The sequence below is a fragment of the Pseudomonas sp. CM25 genome, from assembly GCF_013179705.1.
In the GTDB taxonomy this organism is placed as follows: domain Bacteria; phylum Pseudomonadota; class Gammaproteobacteria; order Pseudomonadales; family Pseudomonadaceae; genus Aquipseudomonas.
In genome coordinates this window covers 1-15,866 of sequence record NZ_JABMCW010000028.1, presented here as the reverse complement: position 1 = coordinate 15,866, position 15,866 = coordinate 1, and the positions used below count along the sequence as shown (strand labels likewise).

Below are 15,866 nucleotides of genomic sequence, written 5' to 3'. Positions count from 1 at the left end.
AAAAGCAGAAAGGGGCCCGTAGGCCCCTTCTTGCTTGCAACCGGAAACCGGCCATTGCCTGAATCAGGCGTCTGGCGCGGCCTTGGCTTGTGGCTCGCTGTTCTCGTAGATCATCAACGGCTGCGAGGTGCCTTCGATGACGCTCTCGTCGACCACCACCTTGCTGACATCCTTCTTCGAAGGGATCTCGTACATGGTGTCGAGCAGCACGCCTTCAAGGATCGAACGCAGGCCACGGGCGCCGGTCTTGCGCTCCAGGGCCTTGCGGGCAACGGCCTTGAGTGCATCGCTGCGGAACTCGAGGTCGACGCTTTCCATCTCGAACAACTTGGCATACTGCTTGGTCAAGGCGTTTTTCGGCTCGGTGAGGATCTGCATCAATGCAGCCTCGTCCAGCTCATCGAGGGTCGCCAGTACCGGCAGACGGCCGACGAATTCCGGAATCAGGCCAAACTTGACCAGATCGTCCGGTTCGACCTCACGCAGGGACTCGCCGACCTTCTTGCCTTCTTCCTTGCTGCGCACTTGAGCGCCAAAGCCGATGCCACCTTTGGTGGAACGGTTCTGGATGACCTTTTCCAGGCCCGAGAACGCACCACCGCAAATGAACAGGATATTGCGGGTATCAACCTGCAAGAACTCCTGCTGCGGGTGTTTGCGGCCACCTTGCGGCGGCACCGAGGCGACAGTGCCCTCGATCAGCTTCAGCAGCGCCTGCTGCACGCCCTCGCCCGAAACGTCACGGGTGATGGACGGGTTGTCCGACTTGCGCGAAATCTTGTCGATCTCGTCGATGTAGACAATGCCCATCTGGGCCTTTTCCACGTCGTAGTCGCACTTCTGCAACAGCTTCTGGATGATGTTCTCGACGTCCTCCCCCACATAACCGGCTTCGGTCAGGGTGGTGGCGTCAGCAATGGTGAACGGTACGTTCAACAGGCGTGCCAGGGTTTCGGCGAGCAGGGTCTTGCCCGAGCCGGTCGGCCCGATGAGCAGGATGTTGCTCTTGCCCAGTTCGACTTCGTCACCCTTCTTGTCACGCTGGTTCAGGCGCTTGTAGTGGTTGTACACCGCTACGGCCAGCACCTTTTTCGCGCGCTCCTGACCAATTACATACTGGTCCAGGATGCCGCTGATTTCTTTCGGCGAAGGCAATTTGTGCGCGCTGCTCTCGGCCTGGGCTTCCTGCACCTCCTCACGGATGATGTCATTGCACAGGTCGACGCACTCGTCGCAGATAAATACCGAGGGCCCGGCAATCAATTTGCGCACTTCGTGCTGGCTTTTGCCGCAGAAGGAGCAATAGAGCAATTTGCCGCTGTCCTCGCCGTTACGGGTGTCAGTCATTCGATCGATCCAATCCGGTAGGCTTGCAACACAAGATGAAGGCAATTGCGGGCTTTTTCAAGTCCGCAGGTAGGCGCTTTCGGCGCCTGCCTGCTCTGGCACCCCGGTTCAGGAGGCCAGTTGCCGCTTGTCGTAGACCGAGTCGATCAGGCCGTACTCGGCCGCGCGCGAGGCGCTCATGAAATTGTCACGCTCGGTGTCGCGCTTGATGGTCTCGAGGTCCTGGCCGGTGTGGTAGGCCAGCAGCTCGTTCAGACGCGCCTTGATATTGAGGATTTCCTGGGCGTGGATCTCGATATCGGTGGCCTGACCCTGGAAGCCGCCCAGCGGCTGGTGGATCATCACGCGCGAGTTCGGCAGGCAGTGACGCTTGCCTTTGGCACCGGCAGTCAGCAGGAAGGCGCCCATGCTGCAGGCCTGGCCGATGCAGATGGTGGAGACGTCCGGTTTGATGAACTGCATGGTGTCGTAGATCGACATGCCAGCGGTAACGGAACCGCCCGGCGAGTTGATGTACAGATGGATATCCTTGTCCGGGTTTTCCGCCTCGAGGAACAGCATCTGCGCAACGACGAGGTTGGCCATGTAGTCTTCGACCGGGCCAACCAGGAAGATCACTCGCTCCTTCAACAGGCGCGAGTAGATGTCGTAAGCGCGTTCGCCACGGGCGGACTGCTCGATAACCATCGGGACCAGGCCGCCTGCGGCCTGGATGTCAGAGCTCTGCTGAATATAAGAATTGCGGGACATGTCCTGCGCTCACTCCCAAATAGTCATGGCTTGAATACGCACAAGCCAGCGCGAAGGCTGGCTTGTGGAGTTTCCTACGAGAGAAACGTATTACTCGGCTTCGGCAGGTGCCTGGGCTGGTTTTACGGCTTCTTCGTAAGAGACCGACTTGTCGGTCACAGTCGCTTTCTGCAGAACAGTATCTACAACTTGTTCTTCCAGCACAACCGAACGGACTTCGTTCAGCTGCTGGTCGTTCTTGTAGTACCAGGAGATGACCTGCTCAGGCTCCTGGTAAGCCGAGGCCATTTCTTCGATCATCTCGCGAACCTTGGCGTCGTCCGGCTTCAGCTCGAACTGCTTGACCACTTCGGCAACGATCAGGCCCAGCACCACACGGCGCTTGGCTTGCTCTTCGAACAGCTCGACTGGCAGCTGTTCTGGCTTGATGTTGCCGCCGAACTGCTGAACAGCCTGCACGCGCAGACGGTTGACTTCATTTTCCAGCAGGGCTTTCGGCACTTCGATCGGGTTGGCGGCCAGCAGACCGTCCATGACCTGGTTCTTGACCTTGGTCTTGATCGCCTGGCGCAGCTCACGCTCCATGTTCTTGCGAACTTCGGTGCGGAAACCTTCCAGGGTCGATTCCTTGATGCCGAACTGGGCGAAGAATTCTTCGTTCAGCTCTGGCAGCACAGGCGCCGAAACGCTGTTGACGGTGATGGTGAACTCGGCAGCTTTGCCCGCCAGGTCCAGGTTCTGGTAGTCCTCTGGGAAGGTCACGTTGACAACGCGCTCTTCGACAGCCTTGGCGCCAACCAGGCCATCTTCGAAGCCAGGGATCATGCGGCCGGAACCCAGCACCAGCTGGGTACCCTTGGCCGAACCACCGGCGAACACTTCACCGTCGACCTTGCCGACGAAGTCGATGTTGACCTGGTCGTCGATCTGCGCAGCACGCTCGACGGCCTCGAAGCGGGTGTTCTGCTTGCGCAGGACTTCGAGCATGTTGTCCAGGTCGGCGTCAGCCACTTCAGCGCTCAGGCGCTCGACGTTGATCGACTCGAGGCCGGCAACGGTGAACTCCGGGAACACTTCGAAGATGGCGACGAATTCCAGGTCCTTGCCCTTTTCGAAGGACTTCGGCTCAACGGCCGGGGCACCTGCCGGGTTCAGCTTCTGCTCGACGATGGCTTCGTAGAAGGAAGCCTGGACCAGGTCACCGAAAGCCTCTTGACGGGCGTCAGCTTCGAAACGCTGACGGATCACGCTCATCGGTACCTTGCCAGGACGGAAGCCTGCAACCTTGGCGCGACGGGCAGTCTGCTGCAGACGCTTGTTGACTTCGTTCTCGACGCGCTCGGCCGGAACGGCGATGGTCATGCGGCGCTCGAGAGCGGAAGTGTTTTCAACAGAAACTTGCATGGATATTCCTCGTTGCACAGACGTTAGCCGGCGTTAGCCCGACTCCAGAATCAAGGGCAAGCATTCTAGTGAGTCGCGCTGCAGAAGTCACCCCACTCGGGACGACGGGAAACTACGCCGGTCGATTAACTTTCAAGGCCCGCACGGGATGCCGCCGAGCCTGCCTCAATTGGGGCTGCAGGCCGCGCCGGGCGGCCTGTCGCCGAAATACCTTGTCAAACAACTGCCAACCCCGAATTCGCCTCCTTTATTGAGGGTCGATTTCGTTGAACTGGCAGTATTCTTCCCACTCCATCCCCAGCGCCTCGGCCACCTCGCGGTGGGTCTCCAGGCGCATGGCCTGCAGCTGTTCCGGGGTTTCGGCGATCAGTTGCAGCGCCAACTCCCAGGGCTGCAGGCCCTGCTCATCGGCCGCATCCTCGAACGCCCACTCGATCTGCCGGGCCTGCTCACGCGCATCCAGCCCGCTGATTTCCTCGAGCAGCTGCGGGTTGGCTTCGGCAAAACGCTGCAGTGCCAGGGCCTGGCGGGCTTCTTTTGCGATCATTGGGCGGTTCCTCTGCCGGGCAACTGGGCCGGTGTTTCAACCGGCTGAAATCTATCAGGTTTTATTGGGGTGCCACTAGGGGATTGCAAGGGGGAAATGATGCGTTTGGGCTTACAGGGGATCGGCTTGGGTTTGGCAGCACCTGTGAGATCGAGCGCCGCCCGCGCGGCGCTTCGCAGCACAAGGCTGCTCCATTTGTTTCGGGCCAATGCGGCCTGTGCCAATTGCGCGCGACCGCCTTGTCATTCCAACTCGATATCTCGACGGGCGCCAGGGGCCGAGCCCCACTTCAACCACCCAAAATCCAAAACAAAAAGGCGCCCGGTCTTTCGACCAAGGCGCCTTCTAAAAATATGGGGTGGACGATGGGAATCGAACCCACGACAACCGGAATCACAATCCGGCGCTCTACCAACTGAGCTACGCCCACCATATTGCAGTGCTGCGGTGTTGCGGTACAACCTTACAGAAGCATGGTGCGGACGAAGAGACTCGAACTCTTACAGCTTGCGCCGCTGGAACCTAAATCCAGTGTGTCTACCAATTTCACCACGTCCGCGTAACGCTTAAAACAAAGGCGCCAGATACTATCGAGGCGCCTTTGAAGAATATGGGGTGGACGATGGGAATCGAACCCACGACAACCGGAATCACAATCCGGCGCTCTACCAACTGAGCTACGCCCACCATATTGCATTACCGCCTACTTGCTTGCCAATGCCGCCTAATGGCGCACCCGGCAGGACTCGAACCTGCGACCATCCGCTTAGAAGGCGGATGCTCTATCCAGCTGAGCTACGGGCGCTTAAGCTTGAAGTCTAACCGAACAAGAACTTGGCAGATAACTGCCAAACCACTCATTCTGCCCGACTTAGCCAACCAGTGCTAGGCTGTGCCCGACAAGTGCGGCGAATCTTATAGGCGACCCCGAAAGTCGTCAACACCTTTTTCAAAAAAATTTAAATTATTTAAGGGGTTAGGGGATTTGCCCGACCACCCGCCTTTGCCCTTGGCGCGGGTCGTGCGAGAATACGCCCTCTTTATTGTTTCCTTCTCGATGGTTAATCACGCGTCTATGACTGCACACCTAATCGATGGCAAGGCGATCGCCGCCAGCCTGCGCCAGCAGATCGCTCAACGTGTCGTGGAGCGTCGCCAGCAAGGCCTGCGTACGCCGGGCCTGGCGGTGATCCTGGTCGGCACCGACCCCGCCTCCCAAGTCTATGTCTCGCACAAGCGCAAGGACTGCGAAGAGGTCGGCTTCATTTCGCAGGCGTTCGACCTGCCCAGCGAAACCACGCAGCACGCCCTGACCGAGCTGATCGATCGCCTCAATGATGACCCGGCCGTCGACGGCATCCTGCTGCAACTGCCCCTGCCCGAGCACCTCGATGCCTCGCTGCTGCTCGAGCGCATTCGCCCGGACAAGGACGTCGACGGTTTCCACCCGTACAACATCGGCCGCCTGGCCCAGCGCATCCCGCTGCTGCGCCCGTGCACCCCGAAAGGCATCATGGCCCTGCTGGAAAGCACCGGCCAGGACCTGTACGGCATGGACGCGGTCATCGTCGGCGCCTCCAACATCGTGGGCCGGCCGATGGCCATGGAGCTGCTGCTGGCCGGTTGCACCGTGACGGTATGTCACCGCTTCACCAAGGACCTGGCCGGCCACGTAGGGCGCGCCGACCTGGTGGTCGTGGCTGCCGGCAAGCCGGGGCTGGTCAAAGGTGAGTGGGTGAAGGAAGGCGCCATCGTCATCGACGTGGGCATCAACCGCCAGGAAGATGGCAAGCTGGTCGGCGACGTGGTCTACGAGACCGCCCTGCCGCGCGCGGGCTGGATCACGCCGGTGCCAGGCGGCGTCGGGCCAATGACCCGGGCGTGCCTGCTGGAAAACACGCTGTATGCGGCGCAAGAGCTGCACAAGTAATACCGCGTGAAGTGAAAACGGCACCTCTGGCAGGTGCCGTTTTTTTTGCCCGTTTTTTTTGCGTGGTTGCGCCGGCCTCTTCGCGGGTAAACCCGCTCCCACAGGGATATCACTGTGGGAGCGGGTTTACCCGCGAAGAAGCCAGCGCGGTATTCAGCCGATCACTTCCTGGCCGCCTCCCACGACTTCAGCAGTTCGTTGTAGCTGACCGTCTCGCCTTTGGGCTTCTCGTTGGCCAGCTTGGGCTTCGGCGCACCGGGCTGGTCGAACCAGTACTGGGCATCCTTCTCCGGGTTCAGCTTGGGCGCACAGGTGGCCTGGGCGTTGGACCGCTGCAGGCGCTCCATCATACGGTCCTGGTCGCGGGCCAGGCCATCCAGGGCTTCCTGCGGGGTCTTCTCGCCACTGGCCACCTCGGCGATGTGGCTCCACCACAGCTGCGCCAGGCGCGGGTAATCCGGCACGTTGGTGCCGGTGGGCGTCCACTGCACCCGCGCCGGGCTGCGGTAGAACTCCACCAGCCCACCCAGCTTGGGCGCCAGGTCGGTCATGGCCTGGGAGTTGATGTCCGACTCGCGTATCGGGGTGAGACCGACGATGGTCTTTTTCAGCGATACGGTCTTCGAGGTGACGAACTGGGCATACAGCCACGCCGCCAGACGCTGCTTCTCGGGCGTGGACTTGAAGAAGGTCCACGAGCCGGTGTCCTGGTAGCCCAGCTTCATGCCCTCCTCCCAGTACGGGCCCTTCGGCGACGGCGCCATGCGCCATTTCGGCGTGCCGTCGGCATTTACCACGGGCAGCCCAGGCTTGGTCATGTCCGCGGTAAAGGCGGTGTACCAGAAGATCTGCTGGGCGATGTTGCCCTGGGCCGGCACCGGGCCGGCCTCGGAGAAGGTCATGCCCTGGGCTTCCTTGGGCGCATAGGCGCGCATCCAGTCCACGTACTTCTGGGTGGCATAGACGGCGGCCGGGCCGTTGGTGTCGCCGCCCCGGGTCACGCTGGAGCCCACCGGGTGGCAGTCCTCCACGCGAATACCCCATTCATCCACCGGCAACCCATTGGGCAGGCCCTTGTCGCCTCCGCCGGCCATCGAGAACCAGGCATCGGTGAAGCGCCAGCCCAGCGATGGGTCTTTCTTGCCATAGTCCATGTGACCATAAACACGCTTGCCGTCGATTTCCTTGACGTCTTCGCTGAAGAACCTGGCGATGTCCTCGTAGGCCGACCAGTTCACCGGTACGCCCAGATCGTAGCCGTACTTCTCCTTGAACCTGGCTTTCAGCTCGGGCCGTTCGAACCAGTCGGCACGGAACCAGTACAGGTTGGCAAACTGCTGGTCGGGCAGTTGGTAGACCTTGCCGTCAGGTGCTGTGGTAAAGGAAATGCCGATGAAGTCCTTCAGGTCCAGGGTCGGCGAGGTGTAGTCCTTGCCTTCGTTGGCCATCAGATCGGTGATCGATTCCACCTTCCCGTAGCGAAAGTGCGTACCGATCAGGTCGGAGTCATTGACCCAGCCGTCGTAGATGTTCTTGTCCGATTGCATCTGGGTCTGCAGTTTTTCCACCACGTCGCCTTCCTGCAGCAGGTCGTGGGTCAGCTGGATGCCGGTGATCTCGCTGAACGCCTTGGCCAGCACCTTGGACTCGTATTCGTGGGTTGTAATGGTTTCCGAGACCACGTTGATCTTCATGCCACGGAACGGCTCGGACGCCTTGATGAACCACTGCAACTCGGCCAGCTGCTGTTCAGGGGTAAGGGTCGATGGCTTGAACTCGCTGCCGATCCATTTTTTTGCCGCATCTTCGTACTGGTCGGCCCAGGCAGTGCCCTGCACGCTGGCCAGTACCAGCAATGCGGCCAGGGTCAAATGTCGCCTGTTGTGCTTGTTATCGAACATTGTGATCTCCCGTTTCAGTTATCCCACAGGGCCATTCGCTCAGCCCCAGCGCAGCACCACCAGCAGCCAAGCCAGCGACAGCAGCGAGGCCACCCACAATGGCCACTCGCTGACACCGACCACCAGCAGATGCAGGTAGGCGCTGGCCAGCAGGCCGATGAACAGACGATCACCCCGGCTGGTGACCAACGGCAGAAAGCCCCGCCGCTGCACACAGGGTCGGCGCAGTTCGAGCAGGGTCATGCCCAGCAGCAGCATGCCAACGGCGGCAAAAAACAGCGCCGTCGGCAGGGTCCAGGCCATCCACTCCATGGGTTTCCCTCCTCACACCCGGCCCAGGGCAAAGCCCTTGGCCACATGGTTGCGTACAAACCAGATCACCAGCATGCCGGGCAGAATGGTGAGTACCCCCGCCGCTGCCAGCACGCCCCAGTCGATGCCCGAAGCCGACACCGTGCGGGTCATCACTGCGGCAATCGGTTTGGCATTCACCGAAGTCAGGGTGCGCGCCAGCAGCAGCTCGACCCAGGAGAACATGAAGCAGAAAAACGCCGTGACGCCGATGCCGGAGCCAATCAAGGGAATGAAGATCTTCACGAAGAAGCGCGGAAAGCTGTAGCCGTCGATGTAGGCCGTTTCGTCGATTTCCTTGGGTACGCCGGACATGAATCCTTCGAGGATCCACACCGCCAGGGGCACGTTGAACAGGCAGTGGGCCAAGGCTACGGCGATATGGGTGTCGAACAGGCCAATCGACGAGTACAGCTGGAAGAACGGCAACAGGAACACCGCCGGCGGCGCCATGCGGTTGGTCAACAGCCAGAAGAACAGGTGGCGGTCACCCAGGAAGCGGTAGCGCGAAAAGGCATAGGCCGCCGGCAGCGCCACCAGCAGCGAAATCAGCGTGTTCAGGCACACGTAGTACAGCGAGTTGAGGTAGCCGTTGTACCAGCTGGCATCGGTGAAGATCACCCTGTAGTTGTCGAGGGTAAACGCCTGCGGCCATAGGGTGAGGCCGCCGAGGATCTCGGTGTTGCTCTTGAACGACATGTTGAGCAGCCAGTAGATCGGCACCAGCAGGAAGAAGAAATACAGCAGCAGCGCCAGCGATTTTCGTGTGCTCACGGCCTACTCCTTGTCGGCATGGGTCATGGCTGTGTAGAACAGCCACGACACCAGCAGGATGATCAGGAAGTACACCAGCGAAAACGCCGCCGCCGGGCCCAGGTCGAACTGCCCCACGGCCATGCGCGTGAGAGTCTGGCTGAGGAAGGTGGTGGCGTTGCCGGGCCCACCGCCGGTCAGCACGAAGGGCTCGGTGTAGATCATGAAGCTGTCCATGAAGCGCAGCATCACCGCGATCAGCAGCACGTTCTTCAGCTTGGGCAACTGGATGTGGCGGAACACCGCCCAGCCCGAGGCGCGGTCGATGCGCGCGGCCTGGTAGTACACGTCGGGGATCGCCCGCAGCCCCGAGTAGCACAGCAATGCCACCAGCGAAGTCCAGTGCCACACGTCCATCACCAGCACGGTGAGCCAGGCGTCGAAGGGGTCGCCGGCATAGTTGTAGCTGACCCCGAGCTTGGCCAGGGTGGCGCCGAGCAGGCCGATATCAGCGCGGCCGAAGATCTGCCAGATGGTGCCCACCACGTTCCACGGGATCAGCAACGGGATGGCCATGACGATCAGGCACACCGAGGCCATACGCCCTCTGGTGGGCATGGTCAGGGCAATGCCGATGCCCAGTGGAATCTCGATCAGCAGCACGCAGGCGGAATAGATGAACTGGCGCAGCAGCGCGTCGTGCAGCGCCGGATCGCGCAGCACCTGGCGGTACCAGTCGGCGCCGACGAAATAGCGGTTGGACTGGTCGAAGATGTCCTGCACCGAATAGTTGACCACCGTCATCATCGGCACCACGGCACTGAATGCCACCAGCAGGAACACCGGCAGCACCAGCCACCAGGCTTTGTTGTTGTGCACCTTGTTCATGGCCCTGGCTCCAGCAGCAGGTCATCGACATACAGCATCAGCCACTGCGCCGGCAGGCTGACCCAGGCCCGCCCCTCCGGCAGCGGGCGGTCTTCGTTCAAGCGCGCTTTCAGCGCCACACCGCCCAGTTCCAGCGTGACGATGCGGTAGGTGCCCAGGTCCTCGACATCCAGCACCTGGGCCGGGTAGGTGTTGTCGAGCGGGCTGTCCCACAGCTGCACGAACTCGGGCCGGATACCGACCTGCAAGCGCCCGCCTGCAGTGCTCGCCAAGCGTTCTCGCAGGCCGTCGGGCAGCGGCAGATGAACATCGCCGAACACCACCCCTTGGGCGTCGGCGCGTACCTCGATCAGGTTCATTCCCGGGCTGCCGATGAAGTAGCCAACGAAGGTGTGCCGCGGCCGCTCGAACAGTTCGCGCGGCGTGCCGAACTGGACGATGCGCCCGCCGTGCATCACCGCAATCTTGTCGGCGAAGGTGGAGGCCTCCAGCTGGTCGTGGGTGACATAGATCATGGTGATGTTGAACTGCTCGTGGATCTGCTTCAGCTTGCGTCGCAGCTTCCACTTCAGGTGCGGGTCGATCACCGTCAGCGGCTCGTCGAACAGGATCGCCGACACATCGTCGCGGACCAGGCCACGGCCCATGGAAACTTTCTGCTTTTCATCAGCGCTGAGGTTGCGCGCCTTCTTGCGCAGCACGGCTCCCAGGTCGAGCACCTCGGCAATTTCCGCTACCCGGGCTCGCACCCGGGGTTCGTCCAGCCCCTGGTTACGCAACGGGAACGCCAGGTTGTCGAACACCGTCATCGTGTCGTACACCACCGGGAACTGGAAAACCTGGGCAATGTTGCGCGCCTGCGGCGACAGCTGATTGACCGGCTTGCCGTCGAACAACACCTCGCCATGGGACGGGGTCAGCAGGCCGGAGATGATGTTGAGCAAGGTGGACTTGCCGCAGCCCGACGGCCCGAGCAAGGCATAGGCACCGCCCTGCTCCCACACATGTTCCAACGCATGCAAGGCATAGTCCGCCTCGCTGGCAGGGTGGCGGCTATAGCTATGGGCCAGTTGGCGCAGGCGAATTTCGGCCATCACCCTCTCCTTGTCTGGCGCAGGCCGGGTGCCTGCACCAGCGCACCGGTGCTGTCGAAGACGAACAGCTTGTGGGTGGGGATGAACACGCGGATCGCCGTGTCCACCTGGTATTCGTGAACCCCTGGCAGGTGCAGGATCATTCGCCAGTGTTCGTTGCGCACATGCAGGAAAGTCTCCGAGCCACTGATCTCGGCCAGCTCAACCGACACCGCCAGTTCCAGGTCGTCGTCGTGGGCCGGCACCAGGGTGATATGGCTGGGGCGCACGCCAAAGCGGTAGTCGCCCTCGCCAAGCTGCTGCAAGTCGGCACTGCGGGCAAAGTGCACCGCCTGGGCCAGGCTCACCTCATTACCGCTGATTCGGCCAGGCACCAGGTTGATCGGCGGCTCGGAAAACAGCTCGGCGGCCAGCACGCTGCCAGGGCGCTGATAGACCTCGGCGGTGGGCCCGCTCTGGACGATACGGCCCTCGTGCACCAGGGTGGTGGTGCCACCCAGCGCCAGCGCCTCGTTGGGCTCGGTGGTGGCGTACACGGCGATGCAATGGCGCGCCGCAAACAGCTCGCGCAATTCCTGGCGCAGGCCCTCGCGCAACTTGTAGTCGAGGTTGACCAAAGGCTCGTCGAAGAGGATCAGCGAGGCATCCTTGACCAGCGCCCGGGCCATCGCCGTGCGTTGCTGCTGACCGCCGGACAACTCCAGTGGCAGGCGCTGCAGGTAGGCTTCGATACGCAGCATCTCGGCGGTTTCCTGCACCCGCCGGCGAATCTCCGCTTCGGCCATGTGCGCCTGGCGCAACGGCGAGGCAATGTTCTCGTAGACACTGAGGGTCGGGTAGTTGATGAACTGCTGATACACCATCGACACATTGCGCTGGCGCACCGGCACGCCGGTCACGTCCTGGCCATCCATCAATACACGCCCGCAGTCCGGGCGGTCGAGCCCGGCCATCAGGCGCATGAGGCTGGTCTTGCCGGCCAGGGTGCGGCCCAGCAGCACATTGAACGACCCAGGCTCGAAACGCAGTGAGGCATCGACGACCCAGGCCTGGTTGTCGACGCTGCGGCTGACTTGCTCCAGCACCAGGGACATGGCGTGGCCTTTCTGTAGTTGTTGTCTGCCGGGCACAGCCAGTTCCGTGCCAGTTGCGCCGCGCCGCTCTGGCCCGGGGCGAACGCGGCAAGCCCGGCAAATCAGCGGTTCACAAGTGAACACAATGGCTGCACAACTGAACACTCGCCGGTTTGACAATGAACACTCGTGCACAACACTGAACAGCGGTCGGCCCATGACAATAACCACACAGGACAGGCCCATGGACGCATCCGCTTCGACCCATGCCCAGCTGATCCAGGCCTCCTGGGCCCGCTGCCGTGAACACGGTCTGCAACCCCAGCACGCACCGGACTTCGACTGCCTGAGCCGCGCCGAACTCGGTGCCCTGCTGGAGCGGCGTCAGGCACTCCTGCGTCTGACTCGCGAGGAGGTGCTGCCGCAATACACGCACCTGCTGGGCAACGCCAGCTACCTGGTGATGCTGGCCGACGCCAGCGGCTGCCTGCTCGACACCTGGGGTTCGCGGCGGTTCATCGAGCCACGCCAGCAGCATGGGTTCAGCGCCGGCGCCCATTGGCACGAGCGTGGCGTGGGCACCAACGCCCTGGGCACCGCATTGGTCTGCGCCGAAGCGATCCACGTTGGCCACGACGAACACTTCCTGCGGCAGAACCGCTACCTGTCCAGCGCCGCCGCCCCGCTGTTCGACGCCGCCCGGCGATTGGTGGGGGGGCTGGACGTGGCCAGTGACGGCTACCTGCCGGCCAGCCAGACACTGGGCCTGGTGCGCATGATGGGCCAAAGCCTGGAAAACCGCCTGATCCTCGCCGAGCACGCCGACCAGCACGCGCAACTGCTCTTCAACAGCGCCTCCGACAACCTCGACAGCCCTTGGGCCGGCCTGCTGGTGTTCGATGAGCGCGGGCAGGTGCTGGCCGCCAATCACCGGGCCGACAGCCTGCTGGGCAGCAACCCGCTGCAGCAGAACATCGAGCAGTTGTTCCAGTTGCCCCTGCAGCAATTGCTCAGCCATCCGCGGCAACAGGCCTTCGCCCTGCAGGCCACCGGGCGCAACCGCTTTCATTGCCTGTGGCAGCCCCCACGCACGGCCACTTCCCGCTGCAAAGGCGAGCCGCGCCTGGAAAAGGCACTAACCCAGGCCGGACTGCTGCTGGAAAAGGACATCCCGGTGCTGGTACAGGGTGAAACCGGCGTCGGCAAGGAAGTGTTCGTCAATGACCTGCACCGCGCCAGCAGCCGCGCCAACCAGCCCCTGGTCGCCGTCAACTGTGCGGCAATCCCGGCCGAGCTGGTGGAGTCGGAGTTGTTTGGATACGACAAAGGGGCATTCACCGGTGCCCACCACAAGGGCAATCCGGGGCTGATCCGCAAGGCCGACCACGGCATCCTGTTTCTCGACGAGATCGGCGACATGCCACTGCCCACCCAGGCCCGCCTGCTGCGCGTACTGCAGTCGCGCAGCATCCAGCCGCTGGGCAGCGGCGAACCGGTGACGGTGGATATCCGGGTGGTGTCGGCAAGCAACCGCGACCTGGCCGACGAGGTGCGTGCCGGGCGCTTCCGCCAGGATCTGTACTACCGCATCGCCGGCCTGGCGCTGGTGTTGCCGCCACTGCGCGAGCGCGCTGACCGGCGGGCATTGATAGAGCAGCTGCATGCGCGCTACCGCGACCCAGGGCAACCTGCGCGGCTGCCAGCGGGCATTATCGACCTGCTCGACCAGCACCCTTGGCCGGGTAACCTGCGTGAACTGGGGAGTGTGCTGCAGGTAGCGCTGGCCTTGGCCGGCAACGCCCCGGTCGGGCTGGAACACCTGCCCGCGGGTTTTCTGGCCGAGTCGCAGGTGCCGGTGGTGGTTGCGACCGAGGGTGAGGACTTGCAGGTGCTGGTGGCACAAGCCGATGGCAACCTGTCGGCGGTGGCACGCAGGCTGGGGATCAGCCGTACCACGCTTTACAAGCGGCTGCGTGGGGGCTGATGATCTGGCGGCAAGCCCGGCAACTCAACACTCGCGCCATTGCGCCGGCTGCCGGTAAGCCTGCGCCCAGGCCTCCACCTCAGACGCCGGCATCGGCCGGGCTATGCAGTACCCCTGCGCCAGCTCGCAACCCTGGCCCATCAGCACCCGGCCGTGCTCGACACTCTCCAGCCCCTCGGCAATCACCTCACGGCCAAATGCCCGGGCCAGGCCGATCACCGCTGCAGTCAGCGCCAGGTCGTCCTGGTCATGCAGGATGTCGCGCACGAACGACTTGTCGATCTTGATCGTCTGGGTCGGCAAACGCTTCAGGTAGCTCAACGACGAATAACCGGTGCCGAAGTCATCCAGCGAAAAGCACACGCCCAGTGCACGGCAGGCATCGAGGCAGCGGCTGACGTGCTGCAGGTTGTCGATGGCCACCGACTCGACGATTTCCAGATCCAGCCGCGCCGGCGCCACCTCGGGGTACGCCGCCAGCAGTTGCTGCAAACGTTCGGCAAAGTCGCTGCGCTGCAAATGCCGTGCAGCAATATTCACGCTCAGTGACCAAGACCGGCCCTGGCGCTGCCAGGACTGCAATTGGTGCAGCGCCTGTTCGAGCACCCACTCGCCGATTTCGACGATCAGGTCGGTCTGCTCGACCCAGGGCAGGAAGTCGCCGGGTAGCACCAGCCCATGGCCGGGCCGTTGCCAGCGCAGCAGGCCCTCGAAGCCGAGGACCTGGCCCGTGCGCAGGTTGACCTTGGGCTGGTAGTACACGCACATCTCACCGTTGTTCAGCGCCCGGCGCACATGCGCCACGGTCTGGTGGGTGGCCTTGAGCTCCAGCTCCTGGGACACGTCGAACAGGTGATAGCGGTTGCGCCCGCGCTGCTTGGCCACGTACATCGCCTGGTCGGCATGGCGCACCAGGGTGTCAGCGTCTTCGTCATCCTGGGGGTACAGGGTAACGCCGATGCTGGCACTTAGCGCCAAGGTCTGTTCACGCACCTCATAGGGCGCCGCCAGTGCGCGCAGCACCCGACGCAGGGCCCCATGCAGATGGCGGTCGTCATTCATATCGCGCAGGATCAGCACGAATTCATCCCCCGACAGCCGGGCCACGGCATCACCGCCACGCAGGATGTTCTTCAGCCGCTGCGCCACCTCCATCAGCAGCAAATCCCCCATGGCATGCCCATAGCCGTCATTGACCGCCTTGAAACCATCAAGGTCCAGCATGCATACCGCCAGCGGGCTGTGCTCCTGGCGCGAGTATGCCAAGGCCTGGTTCAGCAGTTCGGACAGGTAGGCACGATTGGGCAGACCGGTGAGCACATCATGGCCCACCCGCCACTGCAAGGTATGCAGCAGCTGGCGCTTCTCGGTGACGTCGAAGCGGATCGACACGTACTTGCGCACCTGGCCGGTGGCTGGGTCGACCAGCGGCACCATGGTGCTGTCCACCCAATACAGCGACCCGTCCTTGGCGCGGTTGCAGATCTCGCCCTTCCATACCCCGCCCGCAGCCAGCGCCCGCCACATGCCAACGAAAAACGCCGGCTCGTGCAGGCCGGAGTTGAGGATGCGGTGGTTGGCGCCCAGCAGTTCTTCGCGGCTGTAGCCCGAGATGCTGCAGAACTGCTGGTTGACGTAGGTGATGTTGCCCCGCAGGTCGGTTTCGGAAAAAATCGCAGCCGCATCCACGGCCGCGCGGTAGTTGTCATCCATAAAGCATCCTGCCTTAGCGGTTGAAGCGCTCCACCAGGGCACGCAATCCGGCGCACACCTGCTCCAGTTCGGCGCCACGCGAAGCGGCGGCGTTGGCGCTGCTGGCGCTGTGCCGGGCAATGCCGGCCACG

The 15,866-nt window shown here is 62.6% G+C and carries 13 protein-coding genes and 4 tRNA genes; 2 read left to right on the top strand and 15 right to left on the bottom strand.

Annotation, left to right across the window (positions count from 1 at the left end):
* Window positions 1–63 precede the first annotated feature (63 nt).
* From clpX to HP546_RS05270, 8 genes are all read right to left on the bottom strand, one after another.
* Window positions 64–1,347 (bottom strand): ATP-dependent Clp protease ATP-binding subunit ClpX, encoded by a 1,284-nt coding sequence (gene clpX, locus HP546_RS05305; RefSeq protein ID WP_172220690.1) that lies wholly within the window; start codon window positions 1,345–1,347, stop codon window positions 64–66.
* Window positions 1,348–1,455: 108 nt separating this feature from the next.
* The gene (gene clpP, locus HP546_RS05300) at window positions 1,456–2,097 is read right to left on the bottom strand and encodes an ATP-dependent Clp endopeptidase proteolytic subunit ClpP (protein WP_027593952.1); all 642 of its coding nucleotides are present in this window, start codon (window positions 2,095–2,097) and stop codon (window positions 1,456–1,458) included.
* A 90-nt stretch (window positions 2,098–2,187) separates the two neighbouring features.
* Complete coding sequence (gene tig / locus HP546_RS05295; protein ID WP_172220687.1) at window positions 2,188–3,501, bottom strand: trigger factor; 1,314 nt, start codon at window positions 3,499–3,501, stop codon at window positions 2,188–2,190.
* Between the two features lie 247 nt (window positions 3,502–3,748).
* Window positions 3,749–4,048 (bottom strand): DUF6388 family protein, encoded by a 300-nt coding sequence (locus HP546_RS05290; RefSeq protein WP_172220684.1) that lies wholly within the window; start codon window positions 4,046–4,048, stop codon window positions 3,749–3,751.
* 354 nt (window positions 4,049–4,402) lie between these two features.
* A tRNA-His gene (locus HP546_RS05285) sits at window positions 4,403–4,478 on the bottom strand.
* 44 nt (window positions 4,479–4,522) lie between these two features.
* Window positions 4,523–4,607 (bottom strand) — tRNA-Leu (locus HP546_RS05280).
* A gap of 52 nt (window positions 4,608–4,659) precedes the next feature.
* Window positions 4,660–4,735 (bottom strand) — tRNA-His (locus HP546_RS05275).
* Between the two features lie 41 nt (window positions 4,736–4,776).
* Window positions 4,777–4,853, bottom strand: a tRNA-Arg gene (locus HP546_RS05270).
* A 270-nt stretch (window positions 4,854–5,123) separates the two neighbouring features.
* Here HP546_RS05270 and folD point away from each other — a divergent pair.
* A complete protein-coding gene (gene folD, locus HP546_RS05265) occupies window positions 5,124–5,978 on the top strand; it encodes a bifunctional methylenetetrahydrofolate dehydrogenase/methenyltetrahydrofolate cyclohydrolase FolD (protein WP_172220681.1) in 855 nt (284 codons plus the stop codon).
* Window positions 5,979–6,139: 161 nt separating this feature from the next.
* Here the strand turns inward: folD and HP546_RS05260 are convergent, their stop codons facing one another.
* Genes HP546_RS05260 through HP546_RS05235 form a run of 6 tightly spaced genes read right to left on the bottom strand, consistent with a single transcriptional unit; the run spans window position 6,140 to window position 12,059 of the window.
* The gene (locus HP546_RS05260) at window positions 6,140–7,879 is read right to left on the bottom strand and encodes an ABC transporter substrate-binding protein (protein WP_172220678.1); all 1,740 of its coding nucleotides are present in this window, start codon (window positions 7,877–7,879) and stop codon (window positions 6,140–6,142) included.
* 39 nt (window positions 7,880–7,918) lie between these two features.
* Complete coding sequence (locus tag HP546_RS05255) at window positions 7,919–8,191, bottom strand: DUF2160 domain-containing protein (RefSeq protein ID WP_172220675.1); 273 nt, start codon at window positions 8,189–8,191, stop codon at window positions 7,919–7,921.
* Between the two features lie 12 nt (window positions 8,192–8,203).
* Window positions 8,204–9,004, bottom strand: a complete 801-nt coding sequence (locus tag HP546_RS05250) for a carbohydrate ABC transporter permease (RefSeq protein WP_172220672.1) — start codon at window positions 9,002–9,004, stop codon at window positions 8,204–8,206.
* Window positions 9,005–9,007: 3 nt separating this feature from the next.
* A complete protein-coding gene (locus HP546_RS05245) occupies window positions 9,008–9,871 on the bottom strand; it encodes a carbohydrate ABC transporter permease (RefSeq protein ID WP_172220669.1) in 864 nt (287 codons plus the stop codon).
* Window positions 9,868–10,965, bottom strand: coding sequence for an ABC transporter ATP-binding protein (locus HP546_RS05240; protein ID WP_172220666.1), 1,098 nt, complete (start codon window positions 10,963–10,965; stop codon window positions 9,868–9,870). The genes HP546_RS05245 and HP546_RS05240 overlap by 4 nt, the downstream gene beginning before the upstream one ends.
* Window positions 10,965–12,059 carry an ABC transporter ATP-binding protein gene (locus tag HP546_RS05235; protein ID WP_172220662.1) on the bottom strand — a complete coding sequence of 365 codons (1,095 nt, stop codon included), beginning with the start codon at window positions 12,057–12,059 and terminating at the stop codon, window positions 10,965–10,967. Before HP546_RS05235 ends, HP546_RS05240 begins: the two co-directional genes overlap by 1 nt.
* Before the next feature lie 223 nt (window positions 12,060–12,282).
* Here HP546_RS05235 and HP546_RS05230 point away from each other — a divergent pair, with 223 nt between their 5' ends.
* Window positions 12,283–14,022 (top strand): sigma-54-dependent Fis family transcriptional regulator, encoded by a 1,740-nt coding sequence (locus HP546_RS05230; protein WP_172220659.1) that lies wholly within the window; start codon window positions 12,283–12,285, stop codon window positions 14,020–14,022.
* A gap of 24 nt (window positions 14,023–14,046) precedes the next feature.
* On the opposite strand, the gene HP546_RS05225 is transcribed toward HP546_RS05230, so the two are convergent.
* Window positions 14,047–15,735, bottom strand: a complete 1,689-nt coding sequence (locus tag HP546_RS05225) for a bifunctional diguanylate cyclase/phosphodiesterase (protein ID WP_172220656.1) — start codon at window positions 15,733–15,735, stop codon at window positions 14,047–14,049.
* Between the last annotated feature and the right edge of the window lie 131 nt (window positions 15,736–15,866).

What these genes read in the sequence shown, in the direction of transcription:
- HP546_RS05235 (WP_172220662.1), bottom strand. Translation starts at nt 12,059, where the DNA reads ATGTCCCTGGTGCTGGAGCAAGTCAGCCGCAGCGTCGACAACCAGGCC.
- HP546_RS05240 (WP_172220666.1), bottom strand. Translation starts at nt 10,965, where the DNA reads ATGGCCGAAATTCGCCTGCGCCAACTGGCCCATAGCTATAGCCGCCAC.
- HP546_RS05225 (WP_172220656.1), bottom strand. Translation starts at nt 15,735, where the DNA reads ATGGATGACAACTACCGCGCGGCCGTGGATGCGGCTGCGATTTTTTCC.
- clpP (WP_027593952.1), bottom strand. Translation starts at nt 2,097, where the DNA reads ATGTCCCGCAATTCTTATATTCAGCAGAGCTCTGACATCCAGGCCGCA.
- clpX (WP_172220690.1), bottom strand. Translation starts at nt 1,347, where the DNA reads ATGACTGACACCCGTAACGGCGAGGACAGCGGCAAATTGCTCTATTGC.
- tig (WP_172220687.1), bottom strand. Translation starts at nt 3,501, where the DNA reads ATGCAAGTTTCTGTTGAAAACACTTCCGCTCTCGAGCGCCGCATGACC.
- folD (WP_172220681.1), top strand. Translation starts at nt 5,124, where the DNA reads ATGACTGCACACCTAATCGATGGCAAGGCGATCGCCGCCAGCCTGCGC.
- HP546_RS05260 (WP_172220678.1), bottom strand. Translation starts at nt 7,879, where the DNA reads ATGTTCGATAACAAGCACAACAGGCGACATTTGACCCTGGCCGCATTG.
- HP546_RS05290 (WP_172220684.1), bottom strand. Translation starts at nt 4,048, where the DNA reads ATGATCGCAAAAGAAGCCCGCCAGGCCCTGGCACTGCAGCGTTTTGCC.
- HP546_RS05255 (WP_172220675.1), bottom strand. Translation starts at nt 8,191, where the DNA reads ATGGAGTGGATGGCCTGGACCCTGCCGACGGCGCTGTTTTTTGCCGCC.
- HP546_RS05230 (WP_172220659.1), top strand. Translation starts at nt 12,283, where the DNA reads ATGGACGCATCCGCTTCGACCCATGCCCAGCTGATCCAGGCCTCCTGG.
- HP546_RS05245 (WP_172220669.1), bottom strand. Translation starts at nt 9,871, where the DNA reads ATGAACAAGGTGCACAACAACAAAGCCTGGTGGCTGGTGCTGCCGGTG.